Origin of the sequence: Glutamicibacter sp. NPDC087344 (assembly GCF_044744225.1) — a bacterium.
Lineage (GTDB): Bacteria > Actinomycetota > Actinomycetes > Actinomycetales > Micrococcaceae > Glutamicibacter.
In genome coordinates, this window is the sequence record NZ_JBIUXY010000019.1 from 1 (window position 1) to 19,681 (window position 19,681).

The window sequence follows — 19,681 nt, forward strand, 5'->3', positions numbered from 1 at the left end:
GCCCGACCTCGGGAATCGAATATTCCTCCACCAGTCCGCCCTTGGTTGGATTGATACGCCTGGAGCAGATTCTTGGTATGCAGAAGACTCCTATTCCACCGGTTCCGGTGAAAAAACCTCCTAGTCGCAAAAAGTCAGCCAAGAAATAACTTCATAAACCGTACCGTCAGGCAGCAACTCGGCAGCTTCTATGCCGTTTTGCTGCCTGACGCGCGTCACGACTCCAACGGGCCTACCAGCCAACTGGCCACCGTATTCGCTGCCGAGGCGGCGTTGGAGGGGTGGTACCAGCTTGCTTGAACATCTCGGTAGAGTCTTTCGAATTCACTGCCCTTGAAATAGGATCCACCGCCAAGCAGCTCACCGGCAGCTTGGACATTCTCCCTGGCGTGCTGCCCCGCGAGCGTACGCAGGGTCACGAGTTTAGGGAACCACGCAGCTCCGTGGTCGGCACCGGATTCAAGATCACCGGCGACCGAGCGCTGCAATGCGTCAAGGCTCAACAGGCGCATTGCGGCATCGGCCAAGATTCCGCGAGCTCGAACATCTTGAGAATATTTCAGCCCATCATGATGAACTCGTTTCGATAGCGAGTCGCGCCCAAGTTCAACGGCGCGTTCAGCGATGCCCACGTAAACGCTGGCAGTCAGGGTCAAAAAGGAAGCAAAAATCCCAAAGATCAACAGATCCGGATTCGGGCCAACCGGAAGCCTGCTGTGCACCCACGCCTCCGGCGCAGTCGCCGCTTCCAACTTGGTGGTGTGCGATTGGCTGGCCCGCATGCCCAACGTATCCCAATCACCCAAGGAGGTAACACCAGAACCACGTTCAACAAATCCGTGAACCAGTTCTCCGGACACTGTGTCCTTGCCGAAGATTCCCAAACGTGTGTAGGCCGGTGAGAGGGACGTGAAAATCTTGGTTCCCGTGAAAGACACCGAACCATCCGAATGGGTCACCGCACTGGTTTTGGAATCAAACAGTACCGAGTCATTCCCAGGCTCCGAAATCCCGAACGCCATCACTTCGCCCTTGGCCACCCAATCCATGACCATATCCAGGCGACGATCGCCGCGCGCCGCCAACAGGTGCGCCACGCCGGTCCAGACCTGATGCATGTTAACGGCCAGTGCGGTGGCCGGAGCTGCCGTGGCGAGCCTGCGCTGAGCGAGGGCAAGTTGCTGAAAATCCCATCCGAGACCACCGTGTTCAACCGGAATCAGTGCCCTGAGATACCCAGCCGCAGCGAGTTCTTGAAAGTCTTCCTCCGCGAACTTGTTTTCAGTATCGTAAACGGCGGCACGCTGGCGGAATCGCTCAAGCAACTCGTCGCTGAGCACGGTATTAATGGACAAGAATTTCCTCCTGAGCTTCAGATGTATAGATTTCAGGCTTTTAGTAACTGCGTAACAAGTTTTCGAGCACGCGAACACCAAATTTGATCGATGAAACTGGAACCCGCTCATCAACGCCGTGGAACATCCCGGTGAAATCAAGTTCGGCCGGAAGCTGCAAGGGGGCGAATCCATAACCGGTGATCCCGAGTTTGGCCAGCCACTTGTTGTCGGTTCCGCCGGAAAGCATGTAGGGAAGAACAACTGCATCGGGGTCTTCGGCCAGCAACGATTCAACCATCGAGTCCACCAGCGACCCGGCGAACGGTACTTCAAGCGAATCCTGCTCGTGAACCATGGACAGCTCCACGTGCTCACCGGCAAGTTCCTTGATCTTCTCGAGCGTTTGCTCATGCTCATCGGGAAGTGTCCGGCAATCGATCAATGCTTCGGCATGGCCCGGGATCACATTGTGCTTGTAACCTGCTTCAAGCCCCGAGGGGTTGGCGGTGTTTTGGAGTGTTGCGCCAACAAACCGCGATACGTTTCCCATGGCTTCGAGCAGCGGAGCGGGATTCTGCTCATCGAATTCAAGACCGGCCAACTCTGCAACGTTTTCAAGCAACGCCCGTGTGGTTTTGGTGTACGACAACGGCCATGAGTGGCCACCGATCCGAGACACCGCGTCGGCGAGTCGAGTCACCGGGTTTTCAGTGTTGATTTGCGAGCCGTGGCCGGCCGTACCGTGGGCCGTCAGCTTCATCCAGGCGATGCCCTTTTCAGCGGTCTGCAGCATGTAGGCGCGGCGACCGTTGATTTCCACCGAGAATCCGCCGACCTCGCTAATGGCTTCGGTGGCACCCGCGAACAGTTCGGGGTGATGTTCAACCATCCACCCGGCACCGTAGTCTCCACCGGCCTCTTCATCGGCGAAAAGTGCAATCACAAGGTCACGCGGCGGGGAGATCCGTTCCCTGCATAGATGCCGAACCGAAGCGATGATCATCGCATCCATGTTCTTCATATCCACCGCGCCACGACCCCAGATCATGCCGTCGATGACCTGTGCCGCGAACGGATCAACACTCCAGTCCTCGGCGATCGCCGGAACAACGTCCAGATGTCCATGCACCACCAGGGCTGGCAAGGAACTGTCGGTCCCCTTCAAGCGCACCACCACGTTCGCCCGCCCCGGGGCAGACTCATAGATCTGAGGGTCCAGCCCAACTTCTTCGAGCAGCGAGACCACATACCGGGCCGCTTCTAACTCGCCGGCCCCTTTATTGCCGCCATAGTTCGTGGTGTCAATCTGGATTAGTCGGCGGCAGATTTCAACCGCTTCATTCTCCATCAGTTCCAGAGCTTCAGGCATCGACATGGAAGATCTTCCTCTCGCGAACGGGCACTTATGAGTCCAACAGTAGTGCGCCAATGGCTCCATTCGACGTAGGACACCACGTCAGCCTACCCATGAAGCTGCCGGTAGGCCTCCCGCGCCCCGGGATGAAGTGGCTGCCCAGCAGTACTGATCAGGCTCTGTGCGGTCAGGTACTGAATACCCGCACTGTTTTGCGGAATCAGTTCGTGCGCCTGGTCAACAAGCAGCCGCACCACCTCGCCCGCGACCTGGTCCGGTAGACCGGCCTGGGCCATCAGCAAATTGCCGACCCCGATACTTTGCACTTCGCCGACCCCGGGGTACGTGCCAGCGGGAATGACGACCCGGTCATAAAGCCCGGGATAACGTAATCGCAATCCGCTGAGCACCATCGATAAATCAAGCAAACGCAGCTCAATCCGAGCAGCCAGATCGGAAATCGCGCCTACGGGCATGCCGCCGAAGAGGAACAAGGCATCTACCTCAGCCGCTTCAAGCGCAGCGAGCCCGTCGGTGTATCCCAGCTTAGTTTCCTTCGGGATTTTCCCCTCAGCCTTCAGCCCGGCCATCTGCAAGATGCGTTGTCCAGTGATCCAGGTGCCCGAACCAGGCGCACCAGTTCCCAAACGTGAACCGGCCAGATCGCTGACCTGATGTATCGAAGAATCTGCGCGGACCAGAGCGTGAAAATAGTTTTGGTAGACGCGACCTAGCGCTAACGGTTCTGCGTCGTTGGATTCGGAACGGTACTGGTCGACGGCATCGGCCAGCGCCAAGGACAACAGCGACTGGTTTTCGGCAAGCAGGTGCAGATTCTGCGCGCTGGCTTCGGTCTGCAAGACGCTGGACTGTTCCGCGATCCTCTCACTGACCAATGCTTGAGAGAGCAAGGTGGCGAATTCAAAATACATGCCACCGCTTTCACCAGCGGCAACATCAAGCCTGGGAACACTCGGCCGTGCACTGCATCCAGACACCGTGGCAGGTAGGGCGAGGGCCAAGGGCGCGGTGATTAGATAACCCATCACGGTCCGCCTCGAAACTTCCCTAGGCATGTGAACCCTCGACGTCGCTACCCAACGCTTTCACCAGGCGGATGACCACACTCAACCCGCCGCCCGGCGGCGATGCCAAGAACAACTCTCCTCCGTTGGCTCGCACCAGACGGTCGACGATCGCCATGCCCAGGCCGGTGCCTGGCAGCTGCCGCGATTCCTCGGCGCGCCAGAACCTGTCTCTCACGATAGACAGCTGGGTGTCGGACAAACCGGGGCCGTGATCGAGAATCACCAGGTCCACCGTGGCGGCGTGAACCTCGATCGATAGGTCGACAGGCTGACCGGGTGCGTACTTGAAGGTGTTCTCCAGAATTTCGGAAATGATCTGCCTCAGTTCAAAGCCATTGCAATCGACCTGTGCGGTTCGGCTTTCCGGGAAACTCAGATCCAAGGAAAGGACAGTACCGGTTTCTCGTGATCTCTCGATGTGCCGTTCGACTTCATCGGTCAGCAACTGAGCGGGGATCACAGGTTCCAGACCAGAGGCGGGCGCCGCCATGTTGTGTGCGCTGCGTTCCGACAGCCGATGCTCGGCGCTCGCCAATCTCAAAACCCCGTCCAGCAGCAGCTCAACCCGTTCAAGTTCCCGCTCAACCTCGGCGACCCCACCCTGGTGCGGTTGTTCGCCCAGGCGCATTTTGAGCAAATCTACACGCAACCGCAAAGCGGCAATGGGATTGCGCAACTGGTGAGAAGTTTCGGCAATAAGTTCACGTTGCTGATTCAAACTGTCGGTAACGCTCTGCGCCATCTGGTCGAATGACCGCGAGAGAGCGCGCAGTTCTGGCGGGCCCGCTTCTTGCAGCGTAGTCGGTGTCTGCGTGGCGGCCAGCTTGCTGACCCCCTCGGCCAACCGCGAAATTGGACGCAGCACCCAGGCTGACAGCCTTTCGGCCATCAGCAGCAGCCCAGCGCACACACTTGAGGTCACCAAGACCACGATGACCCAGCTCTTGAGGATCTGCGACCGCGCCGCGTCGAGGTTGACCTCCATAATTACCGAGCCCAGCACCTGGGTGGAATTTCCGAAGGGCCGCGAGATCAGCGCGGAGCCTTTCGAAAACGGGCTAATCCGCGGAATCTCGGCTTGGTCCAGGTTCAACGCGGCGCGGCGCTGCACATCGATCACTTCAGCATCAAGCGGGTCGATTCCCCCGGAGCTGAACCGCAAGGCTCCAACGCTGATCAGCAAACCCTCGTCAAACAAGTCCGAGTATGCTTCCATCTCCAACTGCAGCTCTTGGCGATCCGTTGCATCCTGGACGTATGTGCTCAGCTCGACAAAGCGGTTGACCGCGGCGAGCCTGCTCAGCTGGACATCTTGGGTGGTGTTGCGGCTGATGCTTTGCAACAGCAGCAGGCTGAGGATGATAGCGATCAAGCACAGCAGCGAGCCGAGCACACCCAGGACCCGCAGCCTCACTCAATCACTGCCTCGATACGGTAGCCAACACCCCGGACATTGACGATCATGCCCGGTCGATCGAGTTTGGCACGCAATCCGGTCAGGTGGACATCCAGCGAACGCGAGACCGCCATAAACGCATCTCCCCACAGCGAATCCAAAATCTGTTCACGGGTGACAACAGATCCGGCGTGTTGCGCCAGCAACGCCAGCAGGTCGAACTCCTTAGCGGTGAGCCCTAATTCGCGGCCAGCCTGGGTTGCCTCGCGTTTTCCGGTGTCCACCTGCAGGTCTCCGACGCTGACAATACCCGTATCGGGTGCAGCTGCCTTGGAGCGCCGTGCCACCGCGTCGATTCGCGCCAGAAGTACAGCCAGCCCGATCGGCTTCACAAGGTAGTCGTCGGCGCCTTGCCGCAGCCCGCGCACCACGCTGCGTTCATCATTGCGCGCGGTGAGAATCACTATGGGCACCTCGGTAACCTGGCGAAGCTTGCGCAGCACCTCCAGCCCGTCCATATCCGGCAGTCCCAAGTCCAGCAGAATGAGTTGGGCCCGCTGATGTTGAAGCAACGCATCGGTTCCGCGCACCACCCGGCAGGCTTCGTGCCCAGCGGCCTGAACGGCGTCGACTAGTGCCGCTGCCACCGCATCGTCATCTTCGACGACCATCAATTGCACGCAGATTCCTCAGCTCGGTGGGGGGTGAATTGGTTCATTCTAACAGCCGGCGAGCTTGGGTGTTCCGTGGGTCACTCGCTTTCCTAAGGAAGTGTTAGTTCTTCCCGATCCGCTTGGCCGTAACCCGCATCACTCCTAGATTGGAAACGTTCTTGCAGCCCGCGACCATTCAACGATGAACTTCACTCGCAGCGGCTGACCGAGGTTCCGGTTCAGAAACCGGAATTGATCCACACGCGTAAAGGACTGGCCCACATGTCAGAAGATACACGATCGACTCATGCCGATCTGGACGGCGGATCACCGCCGAAATGGAAAATTGTTGGCCCCGGACTGGTTGTCGCGGCGACCGGCGTGGGCGCGGCCGACATGGTTGCCACGCTCGTAGCGGGAAGCCAGTACGGCTATGCACTGCTGTGGGCGGTGATTCTCGGTGTCATCTTGAAAATCGTGTTGGTTGAAGGCGCCGGCCGGTACACCTTGGCCACCGGCAAAACCATTTTTGAAGGCTGGAAATCACTGGGGCGCTGGACCACCTGGTACTTCGGGCCGTACATCATCATCTGGGGTTTTGTTTACGGCGCCACCGCCATGAGCTCGGCCGCCATGCCGTTGGCGGCGTTGTTCCCGGCCATCGACCTGAAAATCTGGGCGGTGCTGATGGGCCTGATCGGTTTCGCCATGGTCTGGTTCGGCAAGTACAGCTTTTTTGAGAAAGTCACCGCGGTGCTGGTCGGAATCATGTTCATCACCGTGGTTGGACTAGCGGTGATCGCCGCACCTAATATCCCGCAGATGTTCACCGGGCTGATCCCGATGATCCCCGAAGGCGGAGTGGTCTACACCCTGGCCCTGGCCGGCGGTGTCGGCGGAACCATCACCCTGGCGGCCTATGGTTACTGGCTGCGTGAAAAAGGCTGGTACACCCCCAAGTGGATGCGGGTCATGCGCATTGACAACACCATGGCCTATGTCATGACCGGCATCTTCGTGATCGCCATGCTGATCGTCGGAGCCGAGGTGGTCCGCGCCGCGGGCGTTGCGATTTCCGGTGGCGACAAGGGCCTGCTGGAACTGGCCGATGTGCTGCGCGAGCGATACGGCGTGGTGGTGGGCAACGGCTTCCTGCTTGGCTTCTGGGCGGCCTCCTTCTCCTCGATCATCGGCGTCTGGAATGGTGTCTCGTTGATGTTCGCCGATTTCTGGGGGCACATGCGCAAAAAGCCTGCCGGCCACCCGGACACCATGACCGGCGGAAAGTACTTCAAGTTCTACGTGCTCTGGCTGACCTTCCCGCCAATGGTGCTGTTTTTGCTCGATCAGCCGATCGCGTTGATCCTGGCCTATGGTGTGCTCGGCGCCCTGTTTATGCCGTTCATGGCTGTTACGCTGTTGGGTTTGCTCAACGGCAAACGAATCCCCAAACAATGGGCCAACCGCTGGCACACCAACGGCGCGCTGGCCGTGACCGCAATCCTGTTTATCATTCTTGGCGGACAGCAGCTCTACAAGTCGCTCTCACCGCTTTTCAGCGGTTAATAACCTCCCGACCAGCTCTCGAGCCACGCGCCCCCAAGCGTGGCTCGACGGCTTCTTAACCCGCGGGTCGCGTGATTGGGCATCAGGCGCGGGCAAGCCCGAGAATAAACCTATGGATACAAAACGCATCGGAATTCTGGGAGCTGGCCGGGCCGGAACCGCATTGGCACGTGTTGCCGCGGCCGAAGGTATTGAGGTGCAGATCGCCTCCAGCCGGGCACCTGGCATGATGAAGTACCACCTGGCGCAGTACGCCAACAAAGCCGTAGCGGTGCCGGCGGAAGAAATTGCCGACGGTGTTGAGCTGGTGGTGCTGATGGTTCCGCAGGAAGACCTGGATGACATCGACCCCAGCTCCCTCGACGGGGTCATCCTGGTGGATGCCACCAACCGTTGGGATGATGAGCCGCTGCCGGACTGGTTCCAAGATGCCCTGGATACGAACCTTTCAAGCAGCGAGGTCATCGCCCAACGGTTCCCGGGCTGCCGCGTGGTCAAGGGCCTGAATCACATCAGCCATTGGGACCTGGACGCCGACAAGGCATCGCGCCGCAGCGCCCAGCGCGCCCTCGGGGTTGCTTCTAATGACGCGAAAGCCGCCCAGGTTGTGGCGAAGCTGGTGCGAACACTTGGTTTCGACCCGGTGGTTCTGCCCAATCTAGCCGCCGGAGGTGTGCTGGAACCAGAAGGGCCGATCTTCAACGAGGTGCTCGACGCGCACGGGCTGCGCGCACTGGCTGGGCTTCGGCTCTGAGCCATCCGGCAAGCTCCCCGCGTGCTGGAGCTACTCGCCGAGCCGATACAGCAGCTCGGCCGTCGTGTAGCGCATGCGGCCCATATTCGAGCGCGGGTCGTAGCCCAGCTGGGTGCTCAGGCTTTCATGGCGGGATTGAAGCGTTGAATGGTGCATCGAGAGTTTAGCGGCCGCGGCGCGGATGCTGTCGGCGTCAACCAGGGCTCGGAGTATTTTTTGGCTCACCGGATCCAGGTTCGCCACCGCCAGGACATCTGCGTGTGGTTTGGCGGGGTCGTAGGCCCGCGCAAGAATGAGCATGGCGCCCAGTTCAGTCGCATCCAGGACGCGCTGTTCACCGTCGCCCAGCAGACGATAGGCAATGACGGCTGCTTCCCAGGACTCCGGCGCTCCATCTGCGCGAACCCACGTGCCAAAACCCATTCGTTGCTGCTCGCTATCCCCTGGACCAGCTTGGGGCAGGGGATGCGCAGGATGTGATTCACGTGCGGCTAAACGACGCAGTTCAAGCTTGATGTAAAGGTTGCCGTAGGTAGTGGGGATCAAGCCGGTCAGCGAACTACTGGCTTCGAACCGTTGACTGCTGGCAACCAGGCGAAGCTGCTCAGATGGCGAAATCCTCAATCTCGCCAGGGCCGCAAGCCTTTCGTCCAACGGACTGTGTGCATCAATAATCGTTTCCATTTCATGGGGCTGCGTCCCACTGGCTTCAACTGCCTCGATAGCCAGGGCAAGCCTCTCCAGAAGCAGCGCGTCATTTGCATGGGCCGGGCCGAGGCGGTCCAACCAGACTGTTCCCCCGTCGAACCGCTGCAGGAGGCGCGAGGAGGCGCCCGGTGTGAGGGTGACACGTTTCCCGTCGGGTCCATAAGCGGTGCTACGCCCGGAAAGCTCTGCCCCAGCGGTTGTCCCGGACAGAACGGCAGAGGCCCTGAGCAATCCACCTATCCCGACCCCGCGGGCGGTGAGCGCATCAAAATAGCTGATGACTTTGAGCGCTTCACCGGCCTCGGGGTCAAGGGCCGTGAGCCTTCCAAGCAATTCGCGCATCTACCCTCCGTTATTCAAGTACCTCATGGTAGACCGCGCGGCTGCCTAGGCTCAACGACGACCGATATGCCTTGCCACCCATGAGTCCCGCGCTGCGATGGCGGCCTGGCTTACCGCCGCATGAGGGGCCATCATGTCGAAACCGTGGAATCCTCCGGCCCACACATGAAGTTCCGCATCAATGCCCGCTTCCCACAATTTTGAGGCATACGCGACATCTTCATCACGGAAAACCTCCGCGCTGCCGCAGTCGATGTAGGTCGGCGGCAGCCCCGAAAGATCCTCAGCACGAGCAGGTGCCGCGTAGATCGAGACGTTCTCACCGCCCTTTCGCTCCCCCAGCAGGCTCGACCACCCGTAACGATTACTGTCCCTGGTCCAGGTTGAATTTTCTGTGATTTGCTCTGTCGAGGCCGACTCGTCGCGGTCATCGAGCATCGGGCACATCAACACTTGACCCACCAGCGCCGGCCCCTTCCTATCCCTAGCCAACAGTGCGGTACCTGCAGAAAGTCCGCCGCCGGCGCTCGCACCAGCGATCAAGATCTGCGCGGGATCAATACCAAGCTGCGGGGCATTAGCATGCATCCAGACCAGGCCTGCATAGCTATCCTCCACCGGGTATGGATCGGGGAACTCAGGGGCCAATCGGTATTCAACGGTGAGCACCACCGCATCATGTTCGACAATCCACGGCAGGCACTGCTGGATGCCGAGCAGGCGATGACCGGTGATCATGCCGCCGCCATTTACGTGGTAGATTCCAGGGCCGGTGCCTGCGTGGTCACTGCGGGCGAAGACGGAGACTTTCACCAGCGCGCCTTCGTACACCGGAATTTCAAGTTCCCGGCGGATGATCCCCAGTGCGGCTAGCTCATCCTCAGCCAGTCCGGGCATCAGCTCCAGATTTGCATCACGCATTGCAAGCACCGTTTCCTCGTTCATGGTTCCCACCGGCATGCTTTGCAGAATGATCTCCAGGGCCGCATCCAGTTCCGGGTCGTGTGCTGGTCGTACGATCGTCATGATTCTGTCCTCCACCAATTACTACCTGCGTGATGAGGCTTCTAGGATCCGAGCCTCGCTGTCATTCTCAATGCTCTCGCGGGTCCAAAAGCCTGTGAACCGCCAATCGGTGCAACTTTCACCCGCCCAACCCGCCAGACGCGCGGTGGGTGCGGGAATGAACGCCTCCGGCCCGGGATCTGCCTAGGCCAAATGATTGCTCGAGCGGTGTGCAGGTTCAAGATCAGGGCGATCGGCGGCGCGCCAATGATCGTGGCGGATTCAGTGTTTGGGGCGTTTCGAACCACCGCGAGGTTCCTCTACCAATCCAGTGAGTTGCCGAAGCTGCCCCACTCTCTTGCCGAGGATGGGGCAGCTTCGAGGGCTAAAGGCCAGCTACATTCGCTAGCTGATTGCAGAGTTTTTCGGTGTTGCGGGGCTGGCCAGTCACTAACCGTGTCAACGCGTGTCAACATTTTTGCCATTCCTGTCAACATGGGTACGAAAAAATCCCCGGTTGACCGAAGTCAACCGGGGATCTACCTGTGCGCGAAAGGGGACTTGAACCCCTACCCTCTATTCGAGGACCAGCACCTCAAGCTGGCGCGTCTACCTATTCCGCCACCCGCGCAGGTTGTCTGTTGTTCGCGTTGTTATCGCTGGCAACGAAGTAAAACTTTACCACCGCTCGCGAATGAACACCAATCGGGCACCCGCCACCCGAAAGTTCTCAAATTTCCCGGAAATTCGCGGAAAATTCGCCCTTGAGTAGGAAGTTTCAGGAACTTTGAGGTGAATTCGTGTCAAGCGTCACAACAACTTTATCGAATTTACGGCTTTTCAGCCCACTTGGACGTAGGCTTTCAACAGTTCCATCAATACACCGCCCTTTCAGGCTCAGGAGCGCGCATCATGTCCCCTCACCCCGATACACCTCTTGAACCCGACTCCACCGGCATGCTTCAGCTCACCGACGGCCATCGCATGTACTGGGAGCAATGGGGAAATCCCCAGGGGCACCCGGTGCTCTACCTGCACGGCGGGCCCGGCGGAACGCTGGGAGCCAGCGGTTACCGGCAACGCTGGGATCTGGCGCGGACCAACCTGATCGGTTTCGAGCAACGAGGTTGCGGCCGTTCGGTTCCCTCTGCGGCTGATCCGTTGACACCGCTCTCGGACTTTACAACCGCCCGCCTCATCAACGACATCGAAGAGCTCCGAGAGACCCTGGGAATCGAACGTTGGGCCCTGAATGGGGTGTCCTGGGGATGCACACTCGCGCTGGCCTACGCTCAGTCGCACCCGGATCGGGTCACCGGTATGGTGCTTTTCGCGGTGACCACTAGCAGCGAAGCCGAAATTCAATGGATCACCGAATCGGTCGGTGCGATATTCCCCGAAGCATGGGATGAATTCGCCAGCTTCGCAGAAATCCACCATCCCTCGTATGCCCGTGGGAATGGCCGGATCGTTCAGGCCTACGCTGACCTGCTGGATTCATCTGACGATCAGTTGCGCGCCGCAGCTTCGCAGGCGTGGGCTACCTGGGAGGATACCCACATCAGCATCGGACAAGAGGCCGTGGAACGTGATCCACGGTGGGATGATGAGCGGTTCCGCCTTGCATTCACCAGGCTGACAACCCATTTTTGGTCGCATGCTGGATTTAGCGACCCGCCGTTGTTAGAGCGCATGGAGTTGATCGAGCATATTCCAGCAATTTTGATCCATGGCCGGCAGGATATATCGAGCCCGTTGCGCACCGCCTGGGAGTTGCATCACCGCTGGCCCCACTCGCAGCTGATGATTTGCGAAAACGACGGGCACGGCGGCGAAGCGATGATCGCCCATTGGGACGCGGCGGCCAACACCATGCTCGGCTGGCTCAGTTGATAGCATCAGGGGTGGGCCGTTTTCCCGCCCGGTACGTTGAATAGAAAACCCGGAGTCTTCCGATGCGCATTGCCATGCTCTCCCTGCACACCTCCCCCATGCAACAGCCGGGGTCGGGCGATGCCGGTGGCATGAATGTCTACATCCAAAACCTGTCCTTCGCACTGGGTGCGCTGGGACACGAGGTGCACATGATCACCCGCACCGCCGAGGACTCCGAGTCGCTTCAGGTGGCTGAGGGTGTGTGGATGCATCAGGTGCAGATCGCGGCTCATCAGCAGCTGAGCAAGGAAGAGCTTCCGGGGATCATCGATCCGGCGGTGAGCGCGATCTCAGCGCATCTGCGGGGGTTGGCCTTCGATATCATCCACGCCCATTACTGGCTTTCGGGTTTGGTGGGGTTGGAGCTGTCCAGGGAATTCGACGCCCCGCTGATCCTCTCGATGCATACCTCGGCGGCCGCGAAGGAGTTCGAATCCGGGCTGCCCGAGCCCGGGCCGCGCAAGGAAGCTGAAAGGCAGCTGCTTTCGCAGGCCGCGCGCATCATTGCCAATACTCCCGTGGAGGCACGCCAGCTCGCCCGTTTTTACCAGGTGGAGCACCACAAACTCGATGTGGTGCTGCCCGGAGTGAACCACCGCATTTTCCATCCCGAGCAGGACAAACTCTGCCGCCCGCTGGGTCCCGATGACCTGCATCTGGTGTATGCCGGGCGCCTGCAGCCGCTGAAGGGTGCGCATGTAATGCTCGAGGCGATGGGTATTGCCCGGCGCCAGCACCCCGAGCTCCGGGTGACCGCCTCCTTATTCGGGGCGTTGTCTGGCAGCGCCGACTACGATTTGCGGCAGCTGGTGCGGCGCGAGAACCTCACGGATCTGGTGCGCTTTTTCGACCCGCTGAAACCCTCGCAGCTGGCTACCGTCTTCGCCAACGCGGACGTTGTTGCCGTGCCCTCGCTGTCTGAAACCTTTGGGCTGGTGGCCGCCGAGGCCCAGGCCTGCGGCACGCCGGTGCTGGCCAACGCGGTGGGCGGGCTGAGTTACGCGGTAAGCGATGGATATTCCGGCTGGCTGATGCCGGAGCCGGACCCGCAGCTGTGGGCGCAAAAACTGGTTGAACTCGCGCAGAACCCGCAACTTGTCACCCAGGCCGGACACGCGGCCCTGGAACATTCCGGCGAGTTCACTTGGGAACGGGCGGCGGTGGCCTCGCTCGCCAGCTACCGTATGGCACACAGCGCGCTGGCGAGCTAGGCGAACACCACCTAGCCCTGCTGCAGGGTTAACTCGAAGTGCGGTTTTGCCTTGCGAGGGTTCCACGCATTCACCGAATACCCGGTCTGCGTGCGTGTGAAGGCCAGGTCCACACTGGCCGGCAGAACCACCGGGGTTTTGAACTCGATCCGCCAGCTGTAATCTCCCGCCGCCGGCTCGATGCCCGAAAGTGCGCGGGCGGCCAGATAGATACCGTGGGCGATGGCCCGTGGCATGCCCAACACCTTGGCGCTCATCGCGCAGAGGTGAATCGGGTTGTAGTCCCCCGCGACGGCGGCCCAGCGCCGCCCGGTGCCGGCGTCGAGTTTCCACGCCGCGGTGCGCTGCGGTGGCTGAAAATCCTCGTGCACCACCTTGGGCGCGGCGGCACCGGGAAGTTCCACCCCCTTGGCCAAAAAGGTGCTGCGCAGTTGCATCCGGTCCACCCCGGCTACCACGATGCGCACCACCAGATCGCAGGTTGCGCCCTTGGCATGGGCCTGCAGGTTTTCACTGGAGACTTCCACGTCGAAAACCTCATCCTCGGCCAATGGCTGGTTTACCTGCACCTGGTTGCTCAGGTGGATCATGCCCAAGAGCGGCAGCGGGAAATCATCGCGCAGCATCAAGGACATCGCCAGCGGAAACACCAGCGAATGCACATACAGGCTCGGCAACACCCCATTGGCCGGGGCTCCCACCGCGTGGCGGAATTCATCAAGCTTCGCCGGATCCGCCGCGGCCTCGCGGTACACCAGCACCGTGGAGGGCAGCACCGCGTTTTTGCCCTTGCGCCCCAGGGTCTTGACCGCCTTGGCATACACCTGCCCCATGGCAGGGATCCGGGTGACCAGTTCGGCGCCCATCTAGGCCCCCACCAACGACTGACCGCACACCCGCAGCACCTGCCCGTTCAGGCCGGCCGCGGCATCGGATCCGAGGAAGGAGATCGCCTCGGCGACGTCCTGGGGCAAACCGCCCTGCATCAGGGAAGGCAGCACCATCCTCGCAACGGTGCGGGTGCCCAGCGGAATCTTGGCGGTCATCTCCGTTTCGATGAATCCTGGTGCCACCGCGGTGATGGACCCGCCCTGTGCGGCGAAAAGTTCGGCACTTGCCTGCACCATCCCGATGACCCCGCCCTTGGAGGCGGCATAGTTGCTCTGCCCGCGGTTCCCGGCGATCCCGGAGGTCGAGGCCAAGGACACCACACGCAACCCGGGCAGTTTGGCGGCCAGGAATGCCTCGTTCATCCGCAACTGCGCGGCGATATTCACCGCGATCACCGAATCCCAGCGGGCCGCGTCCATGTTGGCAAGCAGCTTGTCGCGGGTGATGCCGGCATTGTGCACCACCAGATCCAGCGAACCGTGCCGAGCAGTAGCATGCTCCATGATCTGCTGTGCCGCGTCCTTGGCGGTCACGTCGAGCTGCAGGGTGGTTGCCCCGATCTGGTTGGCCACCGCGGCCAGCGCCTCGCCGGCGGCCGGCATGTCCACCACCACCAGCTGGGCGCCATCGCGGGCCAGGGTGCGGGCGATCGCCGCGCCGATACCCCGCGCGGCCCCGGTGACCACCGCAACCTTGCCGGCCAGCGGTTTGCGGAAGTCTTCCGGGAGCGCCCCATCGCCGGTTCGCACGGAAAGGAACTGGCCGTCGACATAGGCGCTGCGGCCGGAGAAAAAGAAGCGCAGGGACGCCAGGGCGCTGGGGCTGAGCGCATTGGTGCCATCGTGCAGCACAATCCCATTGGCGGTCGCCCCCGCCCGCATTTCGCGTCCCAGCGAACGCATGGCCCCGTCGATCCCCTGACGCACCGCGGCCTGCGCCGGCGACTGCGCGCTGTGGGCCGGACGGGAAATCGAGACGACGCGGGCCCCTGGCACCAACCGGCGCAAGGCCGCACCGGCGGCAAGCATCAGCGGCGAGAGTTGTTCGGGGTGGGTGAGCTCATCAAGCAATAGCACCAGCCCGCCGAGCTTGGTGTCCCCCGCATCGTGGCGGCGGACATCAAGGTCCCACTCCAACAGGGTCTCGCTCAGCTGTTGCGCCTGGGCCGAGCTTCCCAAAATCAGTATCGGGCCCGGCAGCAGCGGCGCGGTTTCGCCATAACGGCGCAAGCGTGGCGGACGGGGCAGACCAAGAAGCTTCGCGAGCTTTTTGGTCATGCCGGTGTTGACCAGTTCCATGTACTTATCTGCCATTAGCTGCGTGCCTCCACAATTGCGACAACTCCTTGGCCTCCGGCGGCGCACACCGAAATCAGTGCGCGGCCGCTTCCCTTTTCGGCCAGCATCTTGGCGGTGCTGGCGATGATGCGCCCGCCGGTGGCGGCGAACGGGTGGCCGGCGGCCAGCGAGGAACCGTTCACGTTCAGCTTGCCGCGGTCGATCGCACCCAACGGCGCATCCAATGACAGCTTCTCACGGCAGAACTCTTCATCCTCCCAGGCGGCCAGCGTGGCGAGCACGGTGCCGGCAAACGCCTCATGGATCTCGTAGAAGTCGAAGTCGCCCAGGCTCAGGTTGTTGCGTTCCAGCAGGCGGGCGGTTGCATAGGCCGGCGCCATCAGCAGGCCCTCGGCCCCATGCACAAAGTCCACGGCGGCCGCTTCGAAGTCCACAAAATTCGCCAGCATCGGCAAATCATTGGCGATCGCGAACTCCTCGCTGCCCAGCAGCACCGTGGAGGCGCCGTCGGTCAGTGGGGTGGAGTTTCCGGCGGTCATGGTGGCGGCCTCACCGAGGTTCTTGCCGAAGGCAGGCTTGAGTTTGCCAAGCTTCTCCAGGGTCGAGTCGGCCCGCAGGTTGTTGTCCCGGCTCAGCCCCTTGAACGGGGTCACCAGGTCGTTGAAGAAGCCGCGGTCATAGGCGGCGGCCAGGTTCAGGTGGCTTGCCAACGCCAATTCGTCCTGTGCCTGGCGGGTGATATTCCAGGTTTTGGTGGTCAGCGCCTGATGCTCGCCCATGGACAGCCCGGTGCGCGGTTCGCCGGTTCCCGGGGCGTTGGGCGCCAGGTGGGAGGGGCGGATTTTGGCCAGGGCGGCCAATTTGGCCTTGGTCGACCGGGCCCGGGAGAGTTCCAGCAAAATGCCGCGCAGCGCCTCGGATACCGCGATCGGCGCGTCGGAGGTGGTGTCGACCCCGCCGCCAATCGCGGATTCGAGCTGGCCCAACTTGATCTTGTTGGCCAGCGAGCCGATGGCTTCCATGCCGGTCGCGCAGGCCATCTGCACGTCGTAGGCCGGGGTCGCCGGATCCAGTGAGCTGCCCAGCACCGACTCGCGGATCAGGTTGAAGTCCTTCGAATGCTTGAGGACCGCGCCGCCGGCCACGGCTCCGAGGCGCTGGCCCTGCAGGCCGAAACGTGCCACCAGGCCTTCGAGCGCGGCGGTGAACATGTCCTGGTTGGAGGCGTTGACGTAGGCGGTGTTTGACCGGGCGAACGGGATGCGGTTGCCGCCGATGATCACGGCGTTGCGCACTGAAGGCTGGCTCATCTGGGGTGGACTCCTGGTGAGAATTTGATGTGACAGGTATTACTGTAACCAAGAGTACATGATACTGTGAGTAACGTGAACAAGATCACCGAAGTATTCGATACGGCAACCGACGGCCGAGCCGCGCGCTGGGAGGCGCACCGCACCGCCCGGTACCAGGAGCTGCTCAAGCTCGCCCGCAAGGCGGTGCACAAGCTCGGCCCGCAGGCCTCCATCCAGGAGATCGCGACCTACGCCCACACCTCCAAACCGGTTTATTACCGCTACTTCGGAGACAAGGAGGGGCTGCGCCAGGCCCTGGGCGCCCTGGTCATCACCGACTTCCGCCAGCGGGTGATCGCCGCCGGCCTGGCCAAAACCGATGAGGCCAGCGCCCTGCACGCGATGGTGACCGCCTACCTGGAGCTGGCGGCCAATTCGCCCAACCTCTACTTTTTTGTCACCGCCTCCCCCAGGGACACCGCGCTGGCCGGCCCAGCGGCAGATACCGCCCAGGATGCCTCTGCCGGGGCCCTCAACGACTTTTTCGACGACGTCAGCTCCCTGATCGCCGAGCGGCTGAGCAAACTTCCGGCCGCCGAGTCTTCCGCGATCAGCCTCTGGCCACGGGCGGCGCTGGGCATGGTGCGCGCCGCCGGCGAACAGTGGCTGTGCCTGCCCGAGGGGGCCGGCAAACCAAGCCTGAATAACCTGGCCGACGAGCTGACCAGCTGGCTTGCCTACGGCATCGCCGGGCCTAGCAACTAACAACCCAGTCACTTCCTTCAGCAGTGAACGAAAGGTACCCCATGAGTGAGAACCGCATCGACGTCAACACGCTGGCCGAGCAGCTGCTCGGCCCCTACGCTCAGATCCGCAAGGCGTCGCGGGCCCGTGCCGCCCGCCCGGAACTCCAGCGCGACCCCTCCCTGCCGATGGATGCGCACCGCGCCCGGGTGCTTGAGCAGCTGGGCATCCTGGTTGAGGAACAGGCCGTGCAGCGTGCATTCCCTGCCGAGTTCGGCGGCCTGGATGACCACGGCGGTTCGCTGGCCGCCTTCGAGGAGCTGGTGGCGGCCGACCCGTCGCTGCAAATCAAGGCCGGTGTGCAGTGGGGCCTGTTCGGCGGGGCGATTTTGCACCTGGGCACCGCGGCGCACCATGCCAAGTGGCTCCCGGATGCCATGAGCCTGAAAACCCCCGGTGCCTTCGCCATGACCGAAATCGGCCACGGCTCGGACGTCGCCGCGGTGGCCACCACCGCCACCTACGACGAGGACAGCCAAGAGTTTGTCATCAACACCCCGTTCAAGGCCGCCTGGAAGGAATTTTTGGGCAACGCCGCCCTGCACGGCAAGGCGGCCACGGTTTTCGCGCAGCTGATCACCAAGGGTGTCAACCACGGTGTGCACTGCTTCTACGTGCCGATCCGCGACGAGAACGGGCAGTTCCTTCAGGGCGTGGGCGGCGAGGACGACGGCCTGAAGGGCGGGCTGAACGGCATCGACAACGGCCGCTTGCATTTCAGCAACGTGCGGGTGCCGCGCACCAACCTGCTCAACCGCTACGGCGATGTCGCCGCGGACGGCAGCTACTCCTCGCCGATCCCTTCCCCCGGGCGCCGCTTTTTCACCATGCTCGGCACCCTGGTCCAGGGCCGGGTCTCGCTGGACGGGGCCGCCACCAGCGCCTCGAAGATCGCCTTGCAGATCGCGGTAACCTACGCGAACCAGCGCCGCCAGTTCAACTCCACCTCCGACACCGAGGAAACCACGCTGCTGGACTACCAGCGCCACCAGCGCCGCCTGCTCACCCGGGTGGCCCGCACCTACGCCTCCTCCTTCGCCCACGATGACCTGCTGGATAAATTCGACGCGGTGTTCTCCGGCCGCGAGGACAGCGACGAGGACCGCCAGGACCTGGAGACCCTCGCCGCGGCGCTGAAACCGCTGAGCACCTGGGACGCGCTGGACACCATCCAAGAATCCCGCGAGGCCTGCGGCGGCTCGGGCTACATGGCCAAAAACCGCTTCAACCAGCTCTACAGCGACCTGGATGTCTACGTCACCTTCGAGGGCGACAACAACGTGTTGCTGCAGCTGGTCGGCAAGCGCCTGCTCACCGACTACGCCTCCGAATTCCGCAAACTGAACACCGGCGCGGTGGCCCGCTATGTAGCCAAGCAGGTTGGCAGCACCGCGTTGCACCGTTCGGGCCTGCGCGGTGTGGGCCAGTCGTTCGCCGACATCAGCGACGAGCGCAAGAGCGCGAACTTCTTCAAGGACCCGGCGCACCAGCGCGAGCTGCTGACCGAGCGGATTAATGCAAAGGTGGCCGAGGTCGCCGGAGCCCTGCGCAGTGCCGGCAAGGATCCGCTCAAGGCGGCCAAAGCCTTCAACGAGAACCAGGACCTGCTCATTTCCGCGGCCCGCGATCACGGCCAGCTGCTGCGCTGGGAAGCGTTCACCGCCGCATTGGCCAAGATCCAGGACCCCACCACCAGCCAGGTGCTCACCTGGCTGCGCGATATCTTCGCGCTGAGCCTGATCGAGGAGGACCTGGGCTGGTTCCTGGCCAACGGCCGGCTGTCCATGCAACGTGCCCGCACCCTGCCCGAGTACATCAACCGCCTGCTCGCCCGCCTGCGCCCGCACGCCCAGGACCTGGTTGACGCCTTTGGCTACACCCAGGAGCACCTGCGCGCGGAGATCTCCTCCGGTGTCGAAGCCCAGCGCCAAGACGAGGCGATGGAATACTTCCGGCGCCTGCGCGCCAGCGATGAGGCGCCGATCAGTGAAAAGTCGTTGCGCAAAAACGGCGCCAAGGCCTAGCGCCTTCTGGCCCCGTCCCCTAG

Annotated in this window: 16 protein-coding genes and 1 tRNA gene; 6 read left to right on the top strand and 11 right to left on the bottom strand. The window is 61.9% G+C overall.

What is annotated here, in order from left to right; genetic code table 11:
• Nucleotides 1-215: 215 nt before the first annotated feature.
• From ACIOWL_RS20520 to ACIOWL_RS20540, 5 genes are all read right to left on the bottom strand, one after another.
• Nucleotides 216-1,355 (bottom strand): acyl-CoA dehydrogenase family protein, encoded by a 1,140-nt coding sequence (locus ACIOWL_RS20520; protein WP_400389633.1) that lies wholly within the window; start codon nucleotides 1,353-1,355, stop codon nucleotides 216-218.
• Between the two features lie 40 nt (nucleotides 1,356-1,395).
• On the bottom strand, nucleotides 1,396-2,706 hold the full coding sequence (locus tag ACIOWL_RS20525) for a M20/M25/M40 family metallo-hydrolase (protein ID WP_400389733.1): 1,311 nt from the start codon (nucleotides 2,704-2,706) through the stop codon (nucleotides 1,396-1,398).
• 92 nt (nucleotides 2,707-2,798) lie between these two features.
• Nucleotides 2,799-3,737, bottom strand: a complete 939-nt coding sequence (locus tag ACIOWL_RS20530) for a TAXI family TRAP transporter solute-binding subunit (protein ID WP_400389636.1) — start codon at nucleotides 3,735-3,737, stop codon at nucleotides 2,799-2,801.
• A 22-nt stretch (nucleotides 3,738-3,759) separates the two neighbouring features.
• Entirely contained in the window at nucleotides 3,760-5,193 is a 1,434-nt protein-coding gene (locus tag ACIOWL_RS20535; protein ID WP_400389639.1) for an ATP-binding protein, read from the bottom strand.
• Nucleotides 5,190-5,855 carry a response regulator transcription factor gene (locus ACIOWL_RS20540; protein WP_400389641.1) on the bottom strand — a complete coding sequence of 222 codons (666 nt, stop codon included), beginning with the start codon at nucleotides 5,853-5,855 and terminating at the stop codon, nucleotides 5,190-5,192. The genes ACIOWL_RS20535 and ACIOWL_RS20540 overlap by 4 nt, the downstream gene beginning before the upstream one ends.
• A 255-nt stretch (nucleotides 5,856-6,110) precedes the next feature.
• Between ACIOWL_RS20540 and ACIOWL_RS20545 the strand changes: the two genes are divergently transcribed.
• Nucleotides 6,111-7,394 (top strand): Nramp family divalent metal transporter, encoded by a 1,284-nt coding sequence (locus ACIOWL_RS20545; RefSeq protein ID WP_400389644.1) that lies wholly within the window; start codon nucleotides 6,111-6,113, stop codon nucleotides 7,392-7,394.
• 112 nt (nucleotides 7,395-7,506) lie between these two features.
• A complete protein-coding gene (locus ACIOWL_RS20550) occupies nucleotides 7,507-8,148 on the top strand; it encodes an NADPH-dependent F420 reductase (protein WP_400389647.1) in 642 nt (213 codons plus the stop codon).
• 30 nt (nucleotides 8,149-8,178) lie between these two features.
• On the opposite strand, the gene ACIOWL_RS20555 is transcribed toward ACIOWL_RS20550, so the two are convergent.
• From ACIOWL_RS20555 to ACIOWL_RS20565, 3 genes are all read right to left on the bottom strand, one after another.
• Nucleotides 8,179-9,198 carry a hypothetical protein gene (locus tag ACIOWL_RS20555; RefSeq protein WP_400389650.1) on the bottom strand — a complete coding sequence of 340 codons (1,020 nt, stop codon included), beginning with the start codon at nucleotides 9,196-9,198 and terminating at the stop codon, nucleotides 8,179-8,181.
• Nucleotides 9,199-9,249: 51 nt separating this feature from the next.
• Nucleotides 9,250-10,224 (bottom strand): alpha/beta hydrolase, encoded by a 975-nt coding sequence (locus ACIOWL_RS20560; protein ID WP_400389653.1) that lies wholly within the window; start codon nucleotides 10,222-10,224, stop codon nucleotides 9,250-9,252.
• A 525-nt stretch (nucleotides 10,225-10,749) separates the two neighbouring features.
• A tRNA-Leu gene (locus ACIOWL_RS20565) sits at nucleotides 10,750-10,834 on the bottom strand.
• Between the two features lie 281 nt (nucleotides 10,835-11,115).
• Between ACIOWL_RS20565 and pip the strand changes: the two genes are divergently transcribed.
• Together pip and ACIOWL_RS20575 are read left to right on the top strand one after the other, a co-directional pair.
• Nucleotides 11,116-12,096, top strand: coding sequence for a prolyl aminopeptidase (gene pip / locus ACIOWL_RS20570; protein WP_400389656.1), 981 nt, complete (start codon nucleotides 11,116-11,118; stop codon nucleotides 12,094-12,096).
• 62 nt (nucleotides 12,097-12,158) lie between these two features.
• Nucleotides 12,159-13,349 carry a glycosyltransferase gene (locus ACIOWL_RS20575; RefSeq protein WP_400389659.1) on the top strand — a complete coding sequence of 397 codons (1,191 nt, stop codon included), beginning with the start codon at nucleotides 12,159-12,161 and terminating at the stop codon, nucleotides 13,347-13,349.
• A gap of 11 nt (nucleotides 13,350-13,360) precedes the next feature.
• On the opposite strand, the gene ACIOWL_RS20580 is transcribed toward ACIOWL_RS20575, so the two are convergent.
• From ACIOWL_RS20580 to ACIOWL_RS20590, 3 genes are read right to left on the bottom strand one after another with little or no spacing between them, the layout of a single operon-like run.
• Complete coding sequence (locus ACIOWL_RS20580) at nucleotides 13,361-14,215, bottom strand: MaoC family dehydratase (protein WP_400389662.1); 855 nt, start codon at nucleotides 14,213-14,215, stop codon at nucleotides 13,361-13,363.
• A complete protein-coding gene (locus ACIOWL_RS20585; protein ID WP_400389665.1) occupies nucleotides 14,216-15,553 on the bottom strand; it encodes a 3-oxoacyl-ACP reductase in 1,338 nt (445 codons plus the stop codon).
• Complete coding sequence (locus ACIOWL_RS20590) at nucleotides 15,553-16,848, bottom strand: acetyl-CoA C-acetyltransferase (RefSeq protein ID WP_400389667.1); 1,296 nt, start codon at nucleotides 16,846-16,848, stop codon at nucleotides 15,553-15,555. The genes ACIOWL_RS20585 and ACIOWL_RS20590 overlap by 1 nt, the downstream gene beginning before the upstream one ends.
• 75 nt (nucleotides 16,849-16,923) lie before the next feature.
• Between ACIOWL_RS20590 and ACIOWL_RS20595 the strand changes: the two genes are divergently transcribed.
• Entirely contained in the window at nucleotides 16,924-17,595 is a 672-nt protein-coding gene (locus ACIOWL_RS20595; RefSeq protein WP_400389669.1) for a TetR/AcrR family transcriptional regulator, read from the top strand.
• 41 nt (nucleotides 17,596-17,636) lie between these two features.
• The gene (locus ACIOWL_RS20600; RefSeq protein WP_400389672.1) at nucleotides 17,637-19,658 is read left to right on the top strand and encodes an acyl-CoA dehydrogenase; all 2,022 of its coding nucleotides are present in this window, start codon (nucleotides 17,637-17,639) and stop codon (nucleotides 19,656-19,658) included.
• The last annotated feature ends 23 nt before the right edge of the window (nucleotides 19,659-19,681 follow it).